The following is a 19451-nucleotide window of genomic DNA, read 5'->3' on the forward strand; positions in this document are numbered from 1 at the left end:
ATAACCAACCGGATCAAACGGCAAGCAAACAAGAAAGGAATGATCAGTCCATGAAGAAAATGACCCGAATCATCTCCGCACTGCTCGCACTCCTGCTGGTGGTTTCCATTCCCACCGCCGGAGCAGAGACATTTACCGCCGAGAAACTGAAAAATTATGAAAAATTTGAAGACGTTGCGATTTACGCGAAAATTCCCGACAGCATTATGTATGTGACGATGTATTCCGATAAAGACGCTCCGCTGTACAGCTTACTGTCCCAGGTCGGATTTACATATGATTCATTCCGGGAATTTATGAGCAGCAATAAGATTATTGCTTACGGCCTGTTCCTGACTGATTACGAGACTGAATTCCAGATTGCGGCAGACCGGATCAACATGGAGCTGGATCTTGCAAAAGCAACAGAAGCAGAGCTGCAAGTTTTCCTTGCCATGGCGGAAGACGGTCTGAAGGGCATGAATGCCATGATTGAGGAAAGCGGCATATATAAGGGAGAAAATTATACAGGCTTCTGGTTCCATTACCAGATTGAGGCAAACGGTTCAATGCAGGGTGTGGTCCAGTATTCCATCCTCCACAGCGACCGTGCAGTCAACATCCGCGGTTACAATCTGAACGGTGAGTATCCTGAAGAGATTGAAGAGATCATCAAGGGAGTATTTGACAGCGTTATTGTAAACTGAACCGCGGTATACAGGCCGGAACAAGACTGAAAAAAACAAACCGCCGGGAGAAGTATCCCGGCGGTTTGTGACATATCCGGCTGTTACGCATCTGCAATTCTTTTAAACAAACGTGCATTCCAGAACTCCATATCCAGTTCTTCCAGGTAAAAGTGGAGGATTGCACGCCAGTTTTTGGTGGCGGTGCTCAGCACCATGTAATCCGCAGTGTCCCGGACTGCTTTTTCGGCAAAGGAAAACAACGCTTTGCCGATCCCCTCCGACCTATGGTGCGGAACCACATACAGTTCCTCCACCTCAAAGCAACGGGTTCCTTCCGGCATGACGGCCTTCATGTTTTTGGATTCAAAAGGCGCCCCGAACAGGTATCCGATGACTTCTCCGTTTTCTCCTTCCGCCAGGAAGATCCGGTTGCCCTCAATATCATTCCGCTCATTGGCACGATAGCCGAATGTGCTCATTTCCGCTTCCCATTCCACCGACATGGCAATGAGCGTTTCCAGCACCCGGTCTGTCAGTTCTGTTTCATAAATCCTCATTCTCCAGGCATTCCTTTCTCCGCAAAATCATCAGCATTCACAACCCGGAAACCGGCATCAACCGCCAGGGCGGCGAATATCCCGTTTCCGGGAATCAGCTTTCCGCTGAAAGTTCCATCGTATATCATTCCCACACCGCAGGAGGGACTCCTCGGCTGCAGCACGATGAGATCCACGTTCTCAAGCCTTGCAGCATCCAGCGCTGCCGCAGCTCCCCGGCGGAATTCCGCGTCCACAGACAGTCCTTCCCGGTTTGTGACGATCCCGTCCACAATCTCCGCCGGAACCCGCGGAACCGGCAGTCCGCCCAGCACTTCCGGACAAACAGGGATGACCTCATGGCCGGCCAGCATGGAAAGCAGTTTTTTGCTGCGGTTATTCCCGCCGCTGTACTTGCAGTTTTCACCCAGCAGGCAGGCACTGACCATTACTTTCATTTGCAGGACTCCCTATCCATTTTCATGAGGACGGCAAAGACATCCGCCACATCTTCCCGGATGACCAGCTCAGCCTGTGTATCAGCAGGCATTGGATCCAGGTTGATTACCACCAGATGCTTTCCCCGGAAATCCGAGACAAAGGACGCGGCCGGTTCCACAGACAGGGAAGTACCGCCAACAATCAGCGTATCCGCATTGGTGATTTCACGGCGGGCGCCAATCACCACATATTTTTCCAGCGGTTCCCCATAAAGGACTACATTGGGTTTGATCACCCCGCCGCAGTCACAACGGGGAATTCCCTCTGAATGAAAAACAACCTCCATCGGGAAGGAGGCGCCGCATTCCAGGCAGGTGTTTTCCTTCACAGATCCATGCAGTTCATATACCCGAATATTTCCGGCATCCTTATGCAGCCCGTCAATATTCTGGGTGACGATTCCCCGCAGGACATCCCGCTTTTCCAGCTCTGCCAGGTAATGATGCGCGGCATTCGGACGTGCGGACGGGAACAGCATATTCTTCCGGTAGAAATCAAAAAACAGTTCCGGATGCAGGTAAAAGAATGTACTGCTCAGCACCGTTTCCGGACTGAATCCTTCGAATGCCTGTGAATACAGTCCGCCTGCGGAGCGGAAATCCGGAATGCCGCTGGCGGTGGATATACCGGCCCCGCCAAAGAAAACAATCCGCTTCGATCCGGCAATGATTTCGCGCAGGCGCCGGATTTCTTCCTTTCCCATAAACGTTCCTCATCCATTCTGCAGATATCCGGAAACTATTATAGAAAACCCCGGCAGTTTTTTCAACCGCCGGGAAACCGGTTATCCTGAAGCATAATCTACGATTTTATTCCGGGTTATTTTCTGTAGGGACTATCGAACTCTGACTCTGTCTTTCGCACAGCCTCTTCCAGCGTCATTCCGGTGAAATTCTGCGCACCGAGGTAACGCCCGGATTTTTTGTCATCCACAAACACACCGACCACAATACCGGGGATTGCACTTTCCGGGGCGTTCGGAGCCTGCGGACCGCCCAGGTCCGTGCGGCACCAGCCCGGATCAGTCAGATTGATCAGCACATCGGTGCCTTCCACTTTTGATCCGAGGTCAATAGTAATCTTGTCCAGCGCCGCTTTGCTGGCGGAATACCCGGCTTGGCACACATCCAGTGCGATACCGCTGGTGGTATTCAGGATCCGTCCGGTACCCCGGGCGATCATCTTTGGCAGGAAGTGATAGCAGATCATGGCAGGGGAGATCGTGTTTACCCGGAAGCTGATTTCATAGACGCTGACCGGTGTGGTACAGTAATCCGTACGATAGGCAACCTGGAGGCCGGCGTTGTTGAGCACGATATCCACATCGATCCCCATGGCATCAATTTCCGCGAGCATCCTTTCCACCGAACACAGGTCGTTGAGGTCCGCTGCCACCGCCGCGGCTTCAACTCCCAGCGCCCGAACCTCCGAAAGCACCTTTTCCGTATGCGCCAGGTCCCGGCTGTGCAGGATCAGGTTGCATCCATGCGAAGCCATAAACTGAGCGGCCAGGTATCCGATGCCCCGGGCTGCCCCGGTAATCAGGGCCCATTTTCCCTTAACCTGATACATTTTGTTTCCTCCTGATCATGACCGGGGAACCCCGGCGTGTTCATGTTCTGACGTCATGGTAATCCTTCAAGCTCACTCGAAGTCAAGAGGCTTTTTCGCTCCCGGAGATTTTCCTTCCCTGGTGCAGAAGCAATGGAGTTTCCGTGACAACAGGGTCTGGCTATGATAAAATCAGATAATGATTATCACACGGAGGAAGACATATGAGTTCCTGTGAATGGGGATTTGCATTTGAAGCCATGAAGAAATATCACGATACGGAATGGGGCATCCCTGTCCATGATGACCGCGTGATGTTTGAGCACCTGATGATGGAAGCCATGCAGTGCGGCCTCAGCTGGTCCCTGATGATCAAAAAGCGGGAAATCTTCCGTCAGTGCTTTGCCGGCTTTGATTATGACAAAATCGCGGAATTCACGGAAACAGATATCGACCGCATCATGAACACCGGGGGAATGATCCGGTCCCGGCGGAAAATAGAGGCAGTGATCAACAATGCCCGGTGTTTCCGGAAGATGCGGGAGGAATTCGGTTCCTTCTGCAAATGGATCTGGTCATATTCCGGAAACAAAACCATTCTGTACACCGGACATGGGGATGGAAAGATTCCGGTCAGCAACGGCCTTTCCGACACAATCGCAAAGGAACTGAAAAAACGCGGTTTCAAATATCTCGGCACGGTGACGGTTTATTCCCATCTCCAGGCCTGCGGAATCATCAACGACCACGGGAGCGACTGTCCTTGCTATGCCCGAATCAATGCCGCAAATCCCACGGTTTGCAAGCGCCCGGACAACGAAAAACCCTAACAGCAGACCGACCAAAGCATGTTGGGTTTTACACAGAAGGCTTTGCTTTGATCGAATTCTGCAAAGATACAGACGGAGGAGACACGAAATGTATATTCTCAGTGAAAAGCTGCAGGAGCGGATTCGGGAAATATCCCGGGAAGCTGCCCGGCAATCCGGCGGCGCTATCGACTTTGAGGAATACGTGGCGGTTCCGCATTACGGGCAGATCGTCCTGCGGTATATGCTGAACCTCGAATCATTTACCCTGGAAGACCTGGACCGGTATGAAAACCTGCTGAATGAAACTTCCGGCGGGGATTTCCTGTGCGACTTTATGGGAAGTGTGTACCAAAAAGCAGGCATTGATTATTCCGGGATCTGGAAGCGCCTGGCTGAAATGAATGACCGCTTTGCCAACGAAGAGATCATTCCCTCCATTCATGCGGACGGAATCCGGGAAGATGCTGTATTCCTGCTGAAGACAGCCGGCCTGAACCCAGAGTCCCCGGTATGGGAAATCCAGTCGGAAGGAGACGAATTTACCCTGATCCTGCTGGGTAAAGAAAACCGGCAGATCCGTTCTGTTACCGAACCCGTTCGTTTAACGGTGGAAGAAACGGACAGCCGGGTTTGCTCCGGACTGATGAAAGGTACATTCCACTGCCGTCGGAACCATATTTCCCTGGCCAGGATCCTGGGCGCGGTATAACGGGAAATAAGAATTAGCAAGAATCTGCGAATCCAGCTGTGCTTTATGGGATGCGAGGTGAAGAAGATGGAATGGACCCGGGAACGTATCCATGGAACGGTTGAGCAGCAGCGGGAGTATTTCCGATCCGGCAAAACCCTGCCGGTTTCCCAGCGGATTGAGATGTTGAAAAAACTGCGGAATGCTGTGGAAGAGCACAGGACGGAACTGGAAGATGCCCTGCGGGAGGATCTCGGCCGGCACAGTACGGAAGCCTTTTTCTGTGATATCGGTTCCACGATCATGGAAATCAACGAGATCATCCGCGGACTGAAAAAATGGGCAAAACCCGAAAGGCATTTCAGCGGTTTGCACTGCTTTCCGAGCCTGGTTACACGGGTATACAAGATGCCTTACGGCGTGACGCTGATCATCAGCCCGTTCAATTTCCCGATCCTGCTTTCGCTGGGTGTCCTGGCAGCCAGTATTTCCGGCGGAAATACCGCTGTGCTCAAGGTTTCCTCCAAATCGAAGGCATGCTCCGGGGCACTTCAGAGGCTGATCGCCGATACCTTCCCGGAAGAATATGTGACGGTTGTCGACGGCGGACATGAAATTGCAGACCTGTGCCTGGAAGAACGATTTGACAAAATCTTCTACACAGGATCTCCCCGGGTTGCTGTCCATGTGCTGGAGATGGCGGCAAAGCACCTGACCCCGGTGGCGCTGGAACTGGGCGGGGAGACCGGCAACTGGTGCGTGATCCGGAAGGATGCGGACCTGAAGGACGCCGCCCGGAAAATCGCCTTTTTCAAAATGCTGAACAGCGGTCAGATCTGCATCAATATCAACCAGGTGGCTGTGGCGGAAGAGGTGGCAGATGCGTTTATCCGTGAGCTGAAAGCCGCTTTTGCCGGACAGATTGGAGAAGATGCAGTAAAGAATCCGGAATACCCAAAGCTGATTTCAGAAAAAGCTTATAAAACATGCGCCATAGAGGCGGAACAGTACCAGGACCGGATTGTGTTTGGCGGATACGGAAACCTTGAAACCAGGAGGTATGCCCCGACAATTATCTATCCTGTGCGGGCCGATGAGCCCATTGTCCGGCATGAGCTTTTCAATCCGCTTCTTCCGGTTGTGCCATTCCCGGACGCGGAGGCGGATGAACTGATGAAACTGATTGCAGAGCGGGAACACGGGCTGGCCTTATACCTGTTCACCCGGGACAAAAAATGGGCACAGCGCGTCATGTCCTCCCAGCAGTATGGCGGTGGCTGCATCAACGAAGTATGCCTCCATATGATGGTTCGCGGGGTTCCGTTCAACGGGACCGGCCACTCCGGTATGGGAGCTTATCACGGGAAATGGGGTTTCCGGGAATTTACCCACCCATCGACTGCGCTGACCGGTTCCACCCGCCTCAATCTTCCACTGCGGGAACACCCTTATACGAAGCATGGAAGCATAAAGCGCCGCATGCTGCAAGCATTTGAGAAATGAAAAATGCAGGGCACCCCGGGGAGGTGCCCTGCACAGAATTACCGTTACAGCTTACCGGAAGAAGACTGAATGATCTGCGGCTGATATTCATCGGCCGGCGTTTCGGCAGCATCTTCCCGGGCATTCATTTCCAGGTCCCGGACCGTATCTTCCAGTTTTTCACCCGGGTTTCCGGAAGATGCCTTTCTCCGGTTCCACCAGCGGCGGAACGCATAGTAAATGGACATGCCGATCGCGACACCGGCGATGATTCCCATCGTATACGGTACGTAATTGGGTTTCGCTTCCTGAACCACAATGACGGGTTCGGGTTCTGCCACTGTTTCCACCGTCTCGACTGTATCGACAGCCTGGACCCGATCGGATACCAGCGGGGCCGTCATCAGGTCTTCTTCTGTAAAACCAAGGTCGGTGATGGGATGACCGCTGAAAAGACCGGTGGCGGGGTCATAATTGTAAATCCTGTTATTATCGCTGTAATGGACAATGTAGGCATGGGAAATATATCCTTTTTGGTTGTGATCAATGATCAGATCCGCATTGAGGTTCTCATTGAAGATCCGGACCAGTACTGACTGCACATCAAACTGTCCGTTGATATAGTTTACGGTTTTCGAAACGCCGCCGTCACCCATGGCGTTATATGCCTGGGCATGAGTCTGCTCCGTGAAGGAAACATACTGGTTTTCCTTTGTGGAGTAAACCAGAGTCCAGTCTGCTTCCTCACTGAAATTGGATGTGTTGACGTATATGAATTCCCCCTGGGTCAAACTTCCGTCCGCAATGCCTTTTCCCACGTCTTCCAGGGAAGGATCTTCGATTATATCGGGGTAATAGGCGCCCACCGTTGTCGTACCTTTTCTGGCGCTGTAATCCAGTGCAACGGCATCGTCATTTCCACGCCGGTATTCAACGTGCATTTCGGTGGCGCCGGTTTCATCAAACGGATAGTTGGTTACGATGCGCGGAACACCCATATCCAGGTCCACCCGGACATCAAAATCCCGGGCCTGGGGAATGCCGTCCACACTGGAGAAATCACCATCTGCCAGGGCAGCGCATACCGGCATCAGGCAAAGCATTCCTGCGGCGGTTAACAGGATCAAGGATAAACGAAGAACACCCGTACCCAGGAAACGCACACCCTTTTTCATCATCTTTCCTCCAATTCCGGATGAAAATATGTTCATTCCATCCAAAGCGATCATACCTTATACTTCACAAGGAATAAAGCACAACAGGTGCAAGATAGCCATGGATATTTTTCATGAACATACAAAGTCCGTGCCGGACGTATTATAACATATAACAGTATAAATAGAATACATTTTTATATGATCCTGCAGAAACAGGGAAGAAAAAGGAAACTGCTGCCGTTATATTGGCAGAACATCAAAAGGAGGTAAAAAAGATGTTCAGGAAACCCAATGGAAGAAAGCCTTTTATTCGCCTGCTGCTGTGGATGATGGCGGCGGTTATGCTGATAATCGGGGCTGCGTTTGCTGCCGGAACCGTTCCGGAAAACGGTGAAAAACTGTTTGCACGGTTTGAAGGAATGGAATGGACATTCAGCAGCGGTGCAGGCGGCTGGTCCACTGACCTGCAGATTCAGCCGGACGGCACATTTACCGGCGTGTTCCACGACAGCGAGATGGGGGAAACAGCGGACGAATATCCGGACGGTACCGTCTATTACTGCGAATTCAGCGGGAAGTTTTCCGCGGCAGCCCAGGAAGACGGAAGCACCTGGAAACTGCATGTGGACGAGCTGAAACAAAAGGATGAAACGGACAAGGAAACCATCGAGGATGGGATCCGCTTTGTGGCCACTTCCTCCTACGGGATTGAGCTGGGGGATGAGCTGATGCTGTATCAGCCGGGGACCGCGCTGGAAGCCCTTACCGAGTCGATGCGTTTCTGGGCCCACACCTTTGGGACAGAGGCACAGAATACAACTGTGCTGCAGAAATGGTTTATGTACAGCGAAAAGCTGGATGCCGGGTTTGTCGGTGACCTGACAGACCCCGCTGTATCCATTGCGAGCCCATGGGAAACCATCTCTGCGGATCAGCTGAAAGCACTTACCGCCCTGCCGCTGAGCCTGCCGGAAGGGGCGGAACAGGAAGCCTGCCGGTGGTACCGGATGGATGAAATTGCAGAGATGCAGTTTACCTGGAAGGACGGGGATTTCTGCTTCCGTGCCCAGAACGCGGCACCGCAGGAGGATTCTGTGAAGGATATTTCCGGCCTGTATTTCACCTGGGAATATGAGGAACCTGTTGAAATCAACGGGAACAAGGGGTTTATCGGCCTGGTGCAGAGCGGAACCGGAGATATGGTGGAACGCTGCATCTGGTATGACGATGCCCGGCAGACGGCTTATTCCCTTTCTGTGACTGCTCCGGACGTAGACGGACTGGACCTGACCGCTGTTGCCGAGAACATTGTGACCGATGTTCGTTAAGGTGATTGAGCCGATATTGAATCCAACAGAAAAAGCACTTCGGATGAAGTGCTTTTTCTATATGGTACAGCAGCCATTATTCTGCTTTTACACGGTTCAGGATCAGGAGCGCGCCAACCAGCAGAACTGCACAGGCTCCCAGCGCAATCCACGGGGTATTTGTAAAACCGGCAATCAGGTATCCGACTGCGCACACGACCGCCACAAGTGTGGCATACGGAAGCTGTGTTTCCACATGCCGGATATGTTCGCAGGATGCCCCGGTGGAAGCCAGGATTGTTGTATCAGAGATGGGAGAGCAGTGATCGCCGTACACTGAGCCGGCCAGGGTGGCCCCCAGGGCAGGAACCAGCAGCGAACCGGCGCCGTCTGCCGCACAGATCATGGTGACAATTGGGATCAGCATTCCGAAAGTTCCCCAGGAGGTGCCCATGGAAAAACTCATGGCGGCGGCGATGACAAAAACCAGGAAGGGCAGGAAGCCCAAAGGCAGGTTGGCTGTGCTGACAAAACCGGAGATGAATTCACCGGTCCCGATCATCTGACGGCAGACACCGCCCAGGCTCCAGGAAAGAATCAGGATGAGCATCGGGGGAATGATGCTGGATATACCGCTGACGATGTTGTTCATGAATTCCTTTGGCGTCATAATCCGGCGGGGAATGTACAGGACAAAGGCAGTAACCAGCCCGGCAAACGCCCCCATCGCCAGACCGGCGGTGGGATTTTCACCGATTGCTTCGGAAAAGCTGACGCCCCGGAAGAAGCCTCCGACATACGCCATTCCCAGGATGGCGCATATGATCAGCACCAGGATCGGGAGCACCAGGTCGATCACACGGCCTTTGGGTTTCACTTCTTCTGCTCCAGCATCGGATTCTGTTCTGCTGCCTGCTTCCGGGACCGCTGCGCCGGCAGCGGTTTCTGCCTTTTTCATGGGACCGAAATCGCGTCCGGTCCAGCAGATGAACAGGACCATCAGGATGGTCAGAAGCGCATACAGGTTATACGGAATGGTGGAAAGGAAAACGCTGAAACCGTCCGTACGGCTGACCTCGCTGGCTACCGCTACAGCCCAGCTGGATACCGGCGCAATGATGCAGACCGGCGCGGCAGTCGCATCGATAATATATGCCAGCTTCTCCCGTGAAATCTTCAGTCTGTCCGTGATGGGACGCATCACTGTACCCACCGTAAGGCAGTTGAACCCGTCATCAATGAAGATCAGCACACCGAGCAGGGAAGTGGAGAAGGACGCGGAACGCCTGGTGCGGAGCCGTTTCCCGGCCCACCGGCCGTAAGCTTCACTTCCGCCCGACTTTGCAACCAGGACCACCACCGCCCACAGCAATGCCAGGAAGACAATCATATAGGCATTATCAGCAATTTTGGATGACATCATGTCGAATGTCGTATGAACGGCAGAGATTACGGTTCCCCCGCCGGCAAAGCTGTAGATGAGCATACCGGAAAAAAGCCCGATGAACAGGGAAAAGTAGACCTCTTTGGTCAGCAGTGCCAGCGTGATAGCAATCAACGGCGGCAGCAGGGATACCCAACCTGTCTGGATCATCGTAAACTCCATATAATCCCTTCCGTTTCTTTTTCCATTATTCAAATCATTTGATCAAACATAACCATATTATTCGCCGGGAACTGTCCCGATTCCTGTCCGAAAAGAAAAACCGCTTTTTCAGCCGGTGTTTACTGTACAGCCAATATTTAAAAAGACCTGAGAGTGTGATATGATGATGACCGTACCGGAAAGTGAACAGGAGTGGTTCCATGTATTACCTGATCAAAGAGTCACTGACCCCATGCCTCGCCGGAGAAATGGAAAATGCCGCGGGAGAAACCCAGTATGTGGCAGTGCTGACCACTGGGGAATGGCAGCAGCGCCAGGAATGTTTCGATATGCTCATTGATATGGGTATGGAGATGAACCCGCCGCATGAGACCAAGGCGGTGGTAAACCAGGACTCCCTCACAGGCTCTTTTTCCATACCGGACCGCTCAGATATCAGCGGAACACGTCATTCCTTCTCTTTTGCCCTGGATGAAAAAGGCATTGTGCTGGTGGATGACAGCGGATATGCAGAAAAGCTGGTACAGGCAATTGCCTGCACGAAAAAGTGGCGCCTGCCCAGTCTTGAAAGATTCCTGTACGACCTTCTGGAAATGATGATCGGCCAGGATCTCGCCCTGCTGGAAAAAACGGAAAACCGGCTGAACCAGCTGGAAGAGGATATCCTGAAAGGCGAAATCGAGAGCTATCCCGCAGAGATGAATGATATCCGGGGAAGCCTGCTGGATCTTCGGATTCATTATGAGCAGCTGATTGACCTTGGACAGGAACTGGAAGAAAACGAAAACGGTTTTTTCCGGGATGAAAATCTTCGCTATTTTCATATGTTTACAGAACGGGTGATCCGCCTGCAGGATACGGTGACCGGACAGCGGGAATATGTGACCCAGCTGCGGGACCTGATCCAGTCTCACCTGGACGTGAAGCAGAACCGGATTATGACCGTTCTCACGGTGATCACCTCCATCTTCCTTCCCCTGACCCTCATTGCAGGGTGGTACGGGATGAATTTCCGCTATATGCCCGAACTGGAATGGCGGTTCAGCTATCCGGCCGTCATTGCCATATCAATCCTGATTGTCATCCTCTGCCTGTTCTGGTTTAAAAAGAAAAAGTGGATGTAACACTCAGAGGCAGAGCGGGAAGAAGAAAACGACGGCAAAAGCGGAAATGAATGGAAACTGCTGAATAATAGAATAACGCAGCATAGAAAAACCAGCCTGCGGGAAGCCGGCTGGTTTTTATCCCGTTATATAACCGGATATCAGATGAGATGAAAATGACGCAGGGCTTTTTCAATCCCGTCTTCCTCCGGACGGGAGGTCACATAAGCGCACAGATCCCTGACGTCCTGCGGGGAATTCCCCATGGCAATACTGTTCGGAACATGGGTAAGCATCGCCAGGTCATTGCGGCTGTCCCCGAATGCAAAGCAATCCGTATTCGGAATTCCCAGGTAATCGCAGAGATAATCCATGCCGGTGGCCTTGGTGATACCAGACGGAATGATTTCCCAAATGTCATTTTCCCGGTCTATTGCCGTATACGGAAGACCGATTGACCCGGTACGGCTGACCAATTCATCAATCGCAGCCTTTTCCGTGTGGCAGAGCATTTTCACCGCGCGAAATTCCGGATCAGATTCTGAGATTTCCCGGTATATCCCATGGTTCCTTGCCCAGGCGGTGAGGCTGCTGAGGAAGGGTGTTTCCGGTGCGACGGGATCGAAATACATGGCCGTATCACACTCATATACCGTGGGGACCGCCATGGAACGAAAAACGGAGAGGAGGCGCAGGGAATCGGAAAGATCATATTCCATGGAGGTAAGGGTCCGGCCATGCCAGATGACCCGGGTGCCACAGCCCATAATGAACCCGTCAATCGGCAGGCCGTCCAGTCTGTGGTCCATGTTGCAGAGGGTCCGGCCGGTGTTGATGACCAGCAGGTGGCCGTTGCGGCTGGCTGCTTCCAGGGCGGGAGGAACAGAAGCGGGCAGACGGTGGGAGTTGTCGATCAGGGTACCGTCAATATCAAAAAACAACAGCATGTTCGGGGTATGACTCCTTATTGACTGCACAATCAGAAGATGGATTTGAAGACTTTATCCATCAGGAGGTTAAAGACGCTTGCCGGAAGGGAAAGGACGAGTTTCAGCGCTTCGGACATAATGGTCCAGTACATTCCGCTGAAGAGGCGGCTGAATTCCTCATCCGACATGTCTCCGACCTGATGAACGACCTGCCGGTCCGCAGGATCGCGGATGTCCTGTCCGGGGCCTTTTTCCATCGCAATGGTGATCAGGTCCTGCTCCAGACCGGTCAGACGCACCCGGGTGATACTGGAAGTGATATCCGGCGAAAGGGCACTGCGGTCAATATCAATCAGCAGGCCGGTGACACGGCTGAAATCCGGATCTTCCACGAGCGCGGAAATATCCGGAATCCGGATATCCATCCGGACTGCCTTTCCGTCCGCGCCTTCCCAGATGGTCAGGACGGTTTCGCCGTGAAGGGAAGCAAAAAGATCCCGGAAGAAATCTGCGGAGATGCGCTGGCGGCCGATCCGCAGGCTGCCGCTCTGCAGATAGCTTCCGATGACCGGAACCGCGAGTGCACGGGAGAGCAGGGTATCCAACAGGGCGTTCATATCCGCTTCGCTGAGGAGATAGGCGGTTTTCCGGACTGCGCCGGGACATTCCGGACTGCCGGGCGGAAGGACGGTTTCCTCCGAGGAGGTGGCTAATGCCCTCAGCGAATCCACATAGGGCTGCAGGTCGATAACGGTATCCGAGCCGGATTCATCCATATTCAGGACAACGTTATCGATGAGCCCGGCCAGTGCATTTGCGGCCGAACGGACAATCTCAAGGTTTTCATTTTTCAGGATTCCGGAATTTCCCAGATACTGGACCAGACTGAGCAGGACACTGCCCAGCTGATCCCGGCGGAAAGCCAGGGTGTTATTGCGCAGAAGGGAACAGGCAAACGCGCATTCACCGGCAGAGTCCCGGACACGGACGGAAAGGATATCTTTTCCTTTTGTAAGGAAAACCGCGCTGCCGAGCAGCGTGTTTCCATCCTTCTGTGAAGTAAGGTCCAGCTGTACGGCGTTCAGAACATCCAGCACAACCTGAAGGCCATCACCGGAGAGGGCTCCCCCGGGAGTAACTTTATAGCGCCAGCAGACCGGTGAATCCGCAAAAGCCGCGGAAACGGGGAGCAGGGCCAGCACCAGGAGCAGGCAGAGCAGTTTACGCATTATCAGGCCATCCTTCTTCACATTCCGGAGTACAGGGAATGAGACAACAGGGATATCATAGCGGCTTTGGCCGGAATCGTCAAATCAATGAAGGAACGGAGGTGTGCAGCAGAAGGAATGTGGTATAATGGGAACAGTGAAAAAAAGTCAACAGGAGATGCGACATGAAAGGAAAGAAATGGATAGCTGTGCTGCTGGTTCTGGCTTCAATGCTGGCTATGAACGCTGCGCCTGCGGACGAATGGGCAGAGCAGCTGGCCGGGATGATGGATCCGTACGACAGCGCGCCGATTACGGTAGACTGGAAGGACCTGAACGTGTCCAGGGATACGAAGCTGCCCGTGTACAGCGCCCCGTTTGATGATGCCTGGCGCGGGGCAAAGGGCAAGGCTTCCGTGAGCGTGAACGAAAAATTCACATTGCTGGGCACCCTGCAGGACGGGGCCTGGGGGCTTGCTGACTACAAAGTGGATGACAAGAGCCGCCGAATTGGCTGGATCCGGATGCCGGAAGGCGCCGTACGGCCTTCCGAATACGGAGACATGTACTTCAACCGGATGCTCCTGAAGGTGACGAAGACCGTGACACTGACAGATGATCCGCAGAACGGGAGCCGGAAGATCCGGAGCGTGAAGGCCGGGGAACAGGTTATCGGGATGTTCCTGTACCAGAACAAAAAACGGGTGTATGTCGAAACCCAGCATGAAGGTAAAACCGTGTGGGGATTTATTCCGGCTGATGCGGTGCAGAATATCTCAGGTGCCTTGCTGAATATCGAGGGGGACACCTGCACTGTGGCTGAGGGTGTAACCGCAATCGGTGAGATGTATGATTATGCCAGCAACGGAGTTGCCGATGAGAACGGATATGAAGGATACCGGACTGTTATGTATATACAGCCGCGGGAAATCCAGCTGAGGTCGCTGGATCTGTATTCCCCGGACACCCGAAACATAAAATACCTGAAACTGCCGGAAAGCCTTCGGAGGATCGGAATGGAGGGAATCTGCTTCGGATCCCTGGAGGAAATCCGTTTTGGAGGGAATATCCGGGAAGCTGCTGAAGCATTCTACAGCCTGCGTATTCACCGGATTATCCTGAATAAGGATTATACCGGGAATATTCCCGGCGGTGAGTACCTGCGGGTGGAAAACTGGTCTGTGGAGGAAGGCAATCCTCTGTACAGGGATATTGACGGAGTACTGTTTTCCGCGGACGGGAAGACACTGCTGAAGTATCCCTGCGGCCGGAAGAATGAACATTATGACGTGCCGGCCGGCACGGAAGAAATAGCTGCACGTGCTTTTACTGACAATGGGATGGAGATCTGCCTGAAATCCATTTCTCTGCCGATCGGGCTGAAAAAGATCGGGGAATACGCTTTTGCCGACTGCGGAAACCTGCTGAGCATGACGGTACCGCTGACGGTAAAGGAGCTGGCTCCCAATGCATTTGCCCACTGTGTCAGCCTGGAGCGGCTGAGCCTGCCGAACGGGCTTTCAGCCCAACTGGATGACTGGGTAAAGCATGAGGATTTTACAGACGCATTTCATGGAGACAACTGGGCTACCTATCCGAAACCGAAGGAAAAGGAAGAGTGGGAGCTGGAATTCGGTGAAACGTTCCGCAGCTATCAGGTCCGACTGGATAACGAGGATGGCAGAGGAAATGTGACGGTTTACGCGGCTTCCACCGGCAATGAAACGAAGGATCAGGAGCGGGTCGGCGGACCGGCGGAGTATGTGTATGAGATCAAGGACGGCCGGGGAACACTGGGCGAAGACCGCTGGTTTGACCTGAAAAACTTCCGGAACGACGCGGGTGATATATTCTTCAGTATCGTGGAAGCGGTACCGAAGGATCCGGCAAAATGGACTGACAACGGAAAAAGGAATATCACCTATTATATGATCTGGAACCGGAAGGCTGTATTCTCCCTGATGGAAAATGGCACATACCTGGAAGATATCAGCCTGGATATGGATGAGGTCAACCTCTTCCGGGAGAAAAAAGGGGATGGGCATAAGTATGGCATCATCGTGCCGGAAGAAGATTCCGCAGCGCTGATGGACGCGCCGGGCGGAATGAAGATCAACCACCTGTATATTGAAACCCAGGCCAAGGTTCTGGAGGAAAACGGAAACTGGATGAAGGTTGAAACCGCGTACGGAACCGGATGGGTGATCCGGGACGAACTGAAGATTGTGGAGGAAGAGCCGTAAATACGGCCTGGAGAAAGCAGAAAAGAGGACTCAGAAAATGAAGAAAATGAAAAAGCTGATTTGCGTGATCACTGCATTGGCACTGCTGATTCCGGCAGCGGCGACGGCACAGGGATCCTGGGGACAGATCAACCAGAGCCTGGAACGGGGAGAAAACTGGAAGCGTATCGTACAGAACCCTGAGGAGTTCCAGCTGGGCGAACCGAAGCCGATGGAAGGCCAGGAAGGCCTGTATATCGGAGACTGGGGAACCTATCCGTCCATGGACGGCAGCACGGTCTGCGTGCCGCTGGCGATGGAAGTGGCCCGGCAGTGGCTGGACCTGGCGGAGGAGGACCTGAATGGGTTTGTGAACTTTTCCACGACACCGAACGCCTACGACCGGCTGACGGAAGGAAAGGCCAATCCCACCGTGACGATTGCTTCCAGGGGGATCATGATGGATGACACGCACCCGATTGACATCGTGATCGGCACCGGTCCGAACGCCGATGAACGCAAAGCAGCCGATGATGCAGGCAAGGAACTGGTGATGGTTCCGGTGTGCTATGACGCATTTGTATTCCTGGTCAACAGTGAAAATCCGGTGGATGAACTAACTGCAGACCAGATCCGGCAGATCTATTCCGGTACGATCCGGCTGTGGGATGAAGTGGGCGGCGAGGAGGCACTTCCGATCGCCGCATACCAGCGGCCTCACGGATCCGGAAGCCAGACTGCCATGGAAGAGCTGGTGATGCAGGGATGGAACCTGACCGCGGCAGAAGTCAGTTTGATATCTGACGGGATGTCGGATCTGATTGCCCAGGTCGGCAGTTATGACAATGCCCGGGAGGCGATCGGATACAGCTATCTGTATTATGTCAACGGCCTGTACAAAAGCGGCGACGTAAAGGTGCTGACAGTAGACGGAGCTGCTCCGACGGACGAGAACCTGCAGAACGGCACCTATCCGTTCACCGTGTATTATTACGCGGTATATGAGAAGGGAAACGAAAACGCGGAGAAGTTCGTGAACTGGATGATCAGCGATGACGGCCAGGCCTGTATCCGGCAGGCCGGATATGTGCCGCTGAGATAATAAGACAGAAACATACGGGCCCCGGGATCAAACCCGGGGCCCGTTTATCATGCAGAAAAATCAGCCGTTGGAGATGCAGGAGAAATACTGGATGAGGAAATCAGCAGTCTCGTTCAGCACAAAGAGAACAGTTTCCTCGCTGCCGTCCTTGGCAATGCCCTCATACTGGACATAAGACCTGCCGTCATACCGGACGCGCCATGCCAGGTTGAAGGAGGCAAAATTCTTCTCCATGCCGGGGTTGGCATAAGCCAGGAAATCAAGCAGCTTCTGCGTGGTCTTTTCATCCGCGGTGACCGGTTTTTCGTCAAACCATTCGATCTGGGAACCATCAACATACATGCTCAGCCAAGGAGCCGCGGTATCCTGAAGCTCAAGAAGGGTGCCGTCCTCTGCAAAAGTGCAGGTACAAAGCCCATCATTGTACTGGATTACTTTTTCTCCATCATAACCGGCTTTGTCCCAGAGGGAGATTTCCCAGGCTTCAATATCTTCCGGGAAATCCCGGTCATCGTGGGCCGGAACCACAGAGCCTTCCGGAATGGACAGGACATTGGCGGGCTGGGTGAAATCGACATAGTTTTCACGCAGTTTTACCCCGTAATCAGATGCCTTGAAGCGGTTGACAACGGTTTTGTCAATATCGGAAATCCTGAAATCAAATGAGAACTCCAGCAGGCGGATTCCATCGTGGGCGGTATTCAGGTTTACCGCGACATTACCGGAAACAGAAGAAAGGAAGGTTCCGGGGCCACGCTTTACGGCAATATCCGCACTTTTCAGGGAATAGGAACGGGTGGCATTCAGAATTGCCTGGGTCGTTGTATAATAATACTCCATATTGCCCATATAGCGGGGATTCTGCTGATCATAATCCATGCTGAAATAACGGTCCGCCGCGTAACGGGCAGCCAGGTTCAGGACTGTATCCACGATTGCAGGCTTGTTTTCATCAAGCACGATCCGGACACCGGTGATATTATCACTTTCCTTTTCAACGGTAACGGCATCTTTGCCGAGAACCAGGTCTGCGTAATCCGCCAGGCTGCGTACGATATCCGCAACAACATTCAGGCTGACAGACGGACGAAGGATGGAATTCTGGCTGCCACCGGTTCCCGTAATGTAGGTGCCGGGATAGATGACTTCGATGACATGACGTTTCTCTTCATCCGCAAGGATGGTCCAGCCGGAAGCTTTCTTTTCGCCGTCGGGCAGGGGACTGAGAAGATCCAGTTTCCAGGAGGAGCGGTAACCGCACTGCTTATAGACCGTATCCACCGATTTGAACCATTCGCCGTCCAGGGAAAATTCCGCAGTGCCGGAGACGGTTACGTTATCCATATCCAGCAGGACTTCCGCAAGATTATCAACAACCAGGCGAAGGGCGGATTCTTCTGCCATGGCGGTTGTCAGCGCTGCAAAAACAAGCAGCAGGGAGAGAAGAAGAACAAAAAGCTTTTTCATGATGATTCCGGACTGTGAGTCCGGCTCCTTTCCAAGAATCCGGGAGTATATGCGATGGGGGACGCATATGCTCCCAAGGCTGGATCCGGGTATCATCCAATACCCGATCAATCAATAAAACGAACAGAGACAGTGATTCCTTCCCGGAAAACGAGCAAAAAGCGGGCAGGGATCCTGCCGGGGAAGATCCACCCGGACAGAAACAAAAAACAGAGCCGATGACGGCTCTGCCAAGTCTGGGTGAGAGGATTCGAACCTCCGGCCTCTTGAACCCCATTCAAGCACGCTACCAAACTGCGCCACACCCAGGCACCGCGGGTGAATCCCCGCAACAGATGATATTTTATCAGATTCACACGTGAGTGTCAATGGTTTTTTGCGCCCGATTCCACAGTTATTCCGCAGAAGAAGACGGTGAAAGGACGGCAAGCTGTTCCTCCAGGACATTGATTTCCTCCCGGAGGGAATCAATGTCTTTCTGCCGTTTTTCAGCAGAAGCGATATCGTCCTCCGCATCGGCAATCTGATTGGTGAGGGATTTCAGTTCGGTTTTCAGGACCTGTTTGTCAGCATCGATCTGCTTCCAGTGGTCCGTCACTTCATTGAACTGTTTTGTCAGGGATCGCAATTCCACAGAATCCCGATGATACCGGATCAGGAAGGAAGCGGACAGGATGATCGCAAAAAGAAGGGCAGCGATCAGGACAATGGCCGGAACAGGATGCTTTTTCGGCGTATGGGTCATTTTGATCCCTCCTCTTCTGCGGTTTCCTCCGGAAGCAGAGCGGCGAGCAGTTTCAGGAGCTCCTCTTTCCGTGCTTTCAGTTCCTTTCGTTCAGCCACCTGGGCGTCCCGGGCGGCCTGCACTTCCTCATGCTGCGGTGTAATCGCTTCCAGCTGTTCCTTTGCAGCCTGGATATCCTGCACCGCCCGGTCATATTCGGCCTGCTGCTTGCGTTCACGGCCCTGGGCTGTTTCCAGGCTGAGCTGCGCCTCTGAAAGCCTGAAAGCCATGGAGGAAGATGCAGGGACCTGCCAGATGAAGATCAGCGTGCAGACGCCCATCAGGGCAGCAAAAATGCAGAGAAACCAACGGGACTGTTTCATCATTC

19 protein-coding genes and 1 tRNA gene are annotated in these 19451 nt (G+C 53.1%); 8 read left to right on the top strand and 12 right to left on the bottom strand.

The annotated features are described in order from the left end of the window. Positions 1 to 50: 50 nt before the first annotated feature. Positions 51 to 686, top strand: a complete 636-nt coding sequence (locus JNO48_13935) for a hypothetical protein (GenBank protein ID QTE68265.1) — start codon at positions 51 to 53, stop codon at positions 684 to 686. An 83-nt stretch (positions 687 to 769) separates the two neighbouring features. On the opposite strand, the gene JNO48_13940 is transcribed toward JNO48_13935, so the two are convergent. The 4 genes from JNO48_13940 to JNO48_13955 form a co-directional block, all read right to left on the bottom strand. Then, positions 770 to 1225, bottom strand: a complete 456-nt coding sequence (locus JNO48_13940) for a GNAT family N-acetyltransferase (GenBank protein ID QTE68266.1) — start codon at positions 1223 to 1225, stop codon at positions 770 to 772. After that, positions 1222 to 1662: a DUF523 domain-containing protein gene (locus tag JNO48_13945; protein QTE68267.1), complete on the bottom strand. Its 441-nt coding sequence runs from the start codon at positions 1660 to 1662 to the stop codon at positions 1222 to 1224. The genes JNO48_13940 and JNO48_13945 overlap by 4 nt, the downstream gene beginning before the upstream one ends. Further along, entirely contained in the window at positions 1659 to 2408 is a 750-nt protein-coding gene (locus tag JNO48_13950) for an NAD-dependent protein deacylase (GenBank protein ID QTE68268.1), read from the bottom strand. Before JNO48_13950 ends, JNO48_13945 begins: the two co-directional genes overlap by 4 nt. 116 nt (positions 2409 to 2524) lie before the next feature. Further along, entirely contained in the window at positions 2525 to 3277 is a 753-nt protein-coding gene (locus JNO48_13955) for an SDR family NAD(P)-dependent oxidoreductase (GenBank protein QTE68269.1), read from the bottom strand. A 239-nt stretch (positions 3278 to 3516) separates the two neighbouring features. On the opposite strand from JNO48_13955, the gene JNO48_13960 reads away from it, so the two are divergent. The 3 genes from JNO48_13960 (at position 3517) to JNO48_13970 (ending at position 6259) form a co-directional block, all read left to right on the top strand. After that, positions 3517 to 4086 (top strand): DNA-3-methyladenine glycosylase I, encoded by a 570-nt coding sequence (locus JNO48_13960; GenBank protein QTE69777.1) that lies wholly within the window; start codon positions 3517 to 3519, stop codon positions 4084 to 4086. A gap of 88 nt (positions 4087 to 4174) precedes the next feature. Further along, complete coding sequence (locus JNO48_13965; GenBank protein ID QTE68270.1) at positions 4175 to 4777, top strand: hypothetical protein; 603 nt, start codon at positions 4175 to 4177, stop codon at positions 4775 to 4777. Between the two features lie 66 nt (positions 4778 to 4843). Continuing rightward, positions 4844 to 6259, top strand: coding sequence for an aldehyde dehydrogenase family protein (locus JNO48_13970; GenBank protein ID QTE69778.1), 1416 nt, complete (start codon positions 4844 to 4846; stop codon positions 6257 to 6259). Between the two features lie 44 nt (positions 6260 to 6303). Here JNO48_13970 and JNO48_13975 read toward each other — a convergent pair whose 3' ends face one another. Continuing rightward, positions 6304 to 7413 carry a hypothetical protein gene (locus JNO48_13975; GenBank protein ID QTE68271.1) on the bottom strand — a complete coding sequence of 370 codons (1110 nt, stop codon included), beginning with the start codon at positions 7411 to 7413 and terminating at the stop codon, positions 6304 to 6306. 257 nt (positions 7414 to 7670) lie between these two features. Here JNO48_13975 and JNO48_13980 point away from each other — a divergent pair, with 257 nt between their 5' ends. After that, entirely contained in the window at positions 7671 to 8723 is a 1053-nt protein-coding gene (locus JNO48_13980; protein ID QTE68272.1) for a hypothetical protein, read from the top strand. Positions 8724 to 8799: 76 nt separating this feature from the next. Here the strand turns inward: JNO48_13980 and JNO48_13985 are convergent, their stop codons facing one another. Further along, positions 8800 to 10296, bottom strand: a complete 1497-nt coding sequence (locus JNO48_13985; protein QTE69779.1) for a Na+/H+ antiporter NhaC family protein — start codon at positions 10294 to 10296, stop codon at positions 8800 to 8802. A gap of 212 nt (positions 10297 to 10508) precedes the next feature. Between JNO48_13985 and JNO48_13990 the strand changes: the two genes are divergently transcribed. Further along, positions 10509 to 11432 carry a magnesium transporter CorA gene (locus JNO48_13990; protein QTE68273.1) on the top strand — a complete coding sequence of 308 codons (924 nt, stop codon included), beginning with the start codon at positions 10509 to 10511 and terminating at the stop codon, positions 11430 to 11432. Between the two features lie 140 nt (positions 11433 to 11572). Here JNO48_13990 and JNO48_13995 read toward each other — a convergent pair whose 3' ends face one another. Then, complete coding sequence (locus JNO48_13995; protein QTE68274.1) at positions 11573 to 12358, bottom strand: HAD family phosphatase; 786 nt, start codon at positions 12356 to 12358, stop codon at positions 11573 to 11575. A gap of 32 nt (positions 12359 to 12390) precedes the next feature. Further along, positions 12391 to 13569, bottom strand: a complete 1179-nt coding sequence (locus JNO48_14000; protein QTE68275.1) for a hypothetical protein — start codon at positions 13567 to 13569, stop codon at positions 12391 to 12393. A gap of 164 nt (positions 13570 to 13733) precedes the next feature. Between JNO48_14000 and JNO48_14005 the strand changes: the two genes are divergently transcribed. Continuing rightward, positions 13734 to 15791 (top strand): leucine-rich repeat domain-containing protein, encoded by a 2058-nt coding sequence (locus JNO48_14005; protein QTE68276.1) that lies wholly within the window; start codon positions 13734 to 13736, stop codon positions 15789 to 15791. Between the two features lie 37 nt (positions 15792 to 15828). Next, a complete protein-coding gene (locus JNO48_14010; protein ID QTE68277.1) occupies positions 15829 to 16872 on the top strand; it encodes a substrate-binding domain-containing protein in 1044 nt (347 codons plus the stop codon). A 60-nt stretch (positions 16873 to 16932) separates the two neighbouring features. Here JNO48_14010 and JNO48_14015 read toward each other — a convergent pair whose 3' ends face one another. The 4 genes from JNO48_14015 to JNO48_14030 form a co-directional block, all read right to left on the bottom strand. Next, positions 16933 to 18339: a hypothetical protein gene (locus JNO48_14015; protein ID QTE68278.1), complete on the bottom strand. Its 1407-nt coding sequence runs from the start codon at positions 18337 to 18339 to the stop codon at positions 16933 to 16935. A 235-nt stretch (positions 18340 to 18574) separates the two neighbouring features. Next, positions 18575 to 18648: transfer RNA gene (locus JNO48_14020), tRNA-Pro, on the bottom strand. A gap of 85 nt (positions 18649 to 18733) precedes the next feature. Beyond that, positions 18734 to 19084, bottom strand: coding sequence for a hypothetical protein (locus tag JNO48_14025; GenBank protein QTE68279.1), 351 nt, complete (start codon positions 19082 to 19084; stop codon positions 18734 to 18736). Next, a complete protein-coding gene (locus tag JNO48_14030) occupies positions 19081 to 19446 on the bottom strand; it encodes a hypothetical protein (protein ID QTE68280.1) in 366 nt (121 codons plus the stop codon). The genes JNO48_14025 and JNO48_14030 overlap by 4 nt, the downstream gene beginning before the upstream one ends. Between the last annotated feature and the right edge of the window lie 5 nt (positions 19447 to 19451).

It is taken from the genome of Clostridiales bacterium (assembly GCA_017569285.1).
Taxonomy (GTDB): domain Bacteria; phylum Bacillota; class Clostridia; order Christensenellales; family Aristaeellaceae; genus Aristaeella.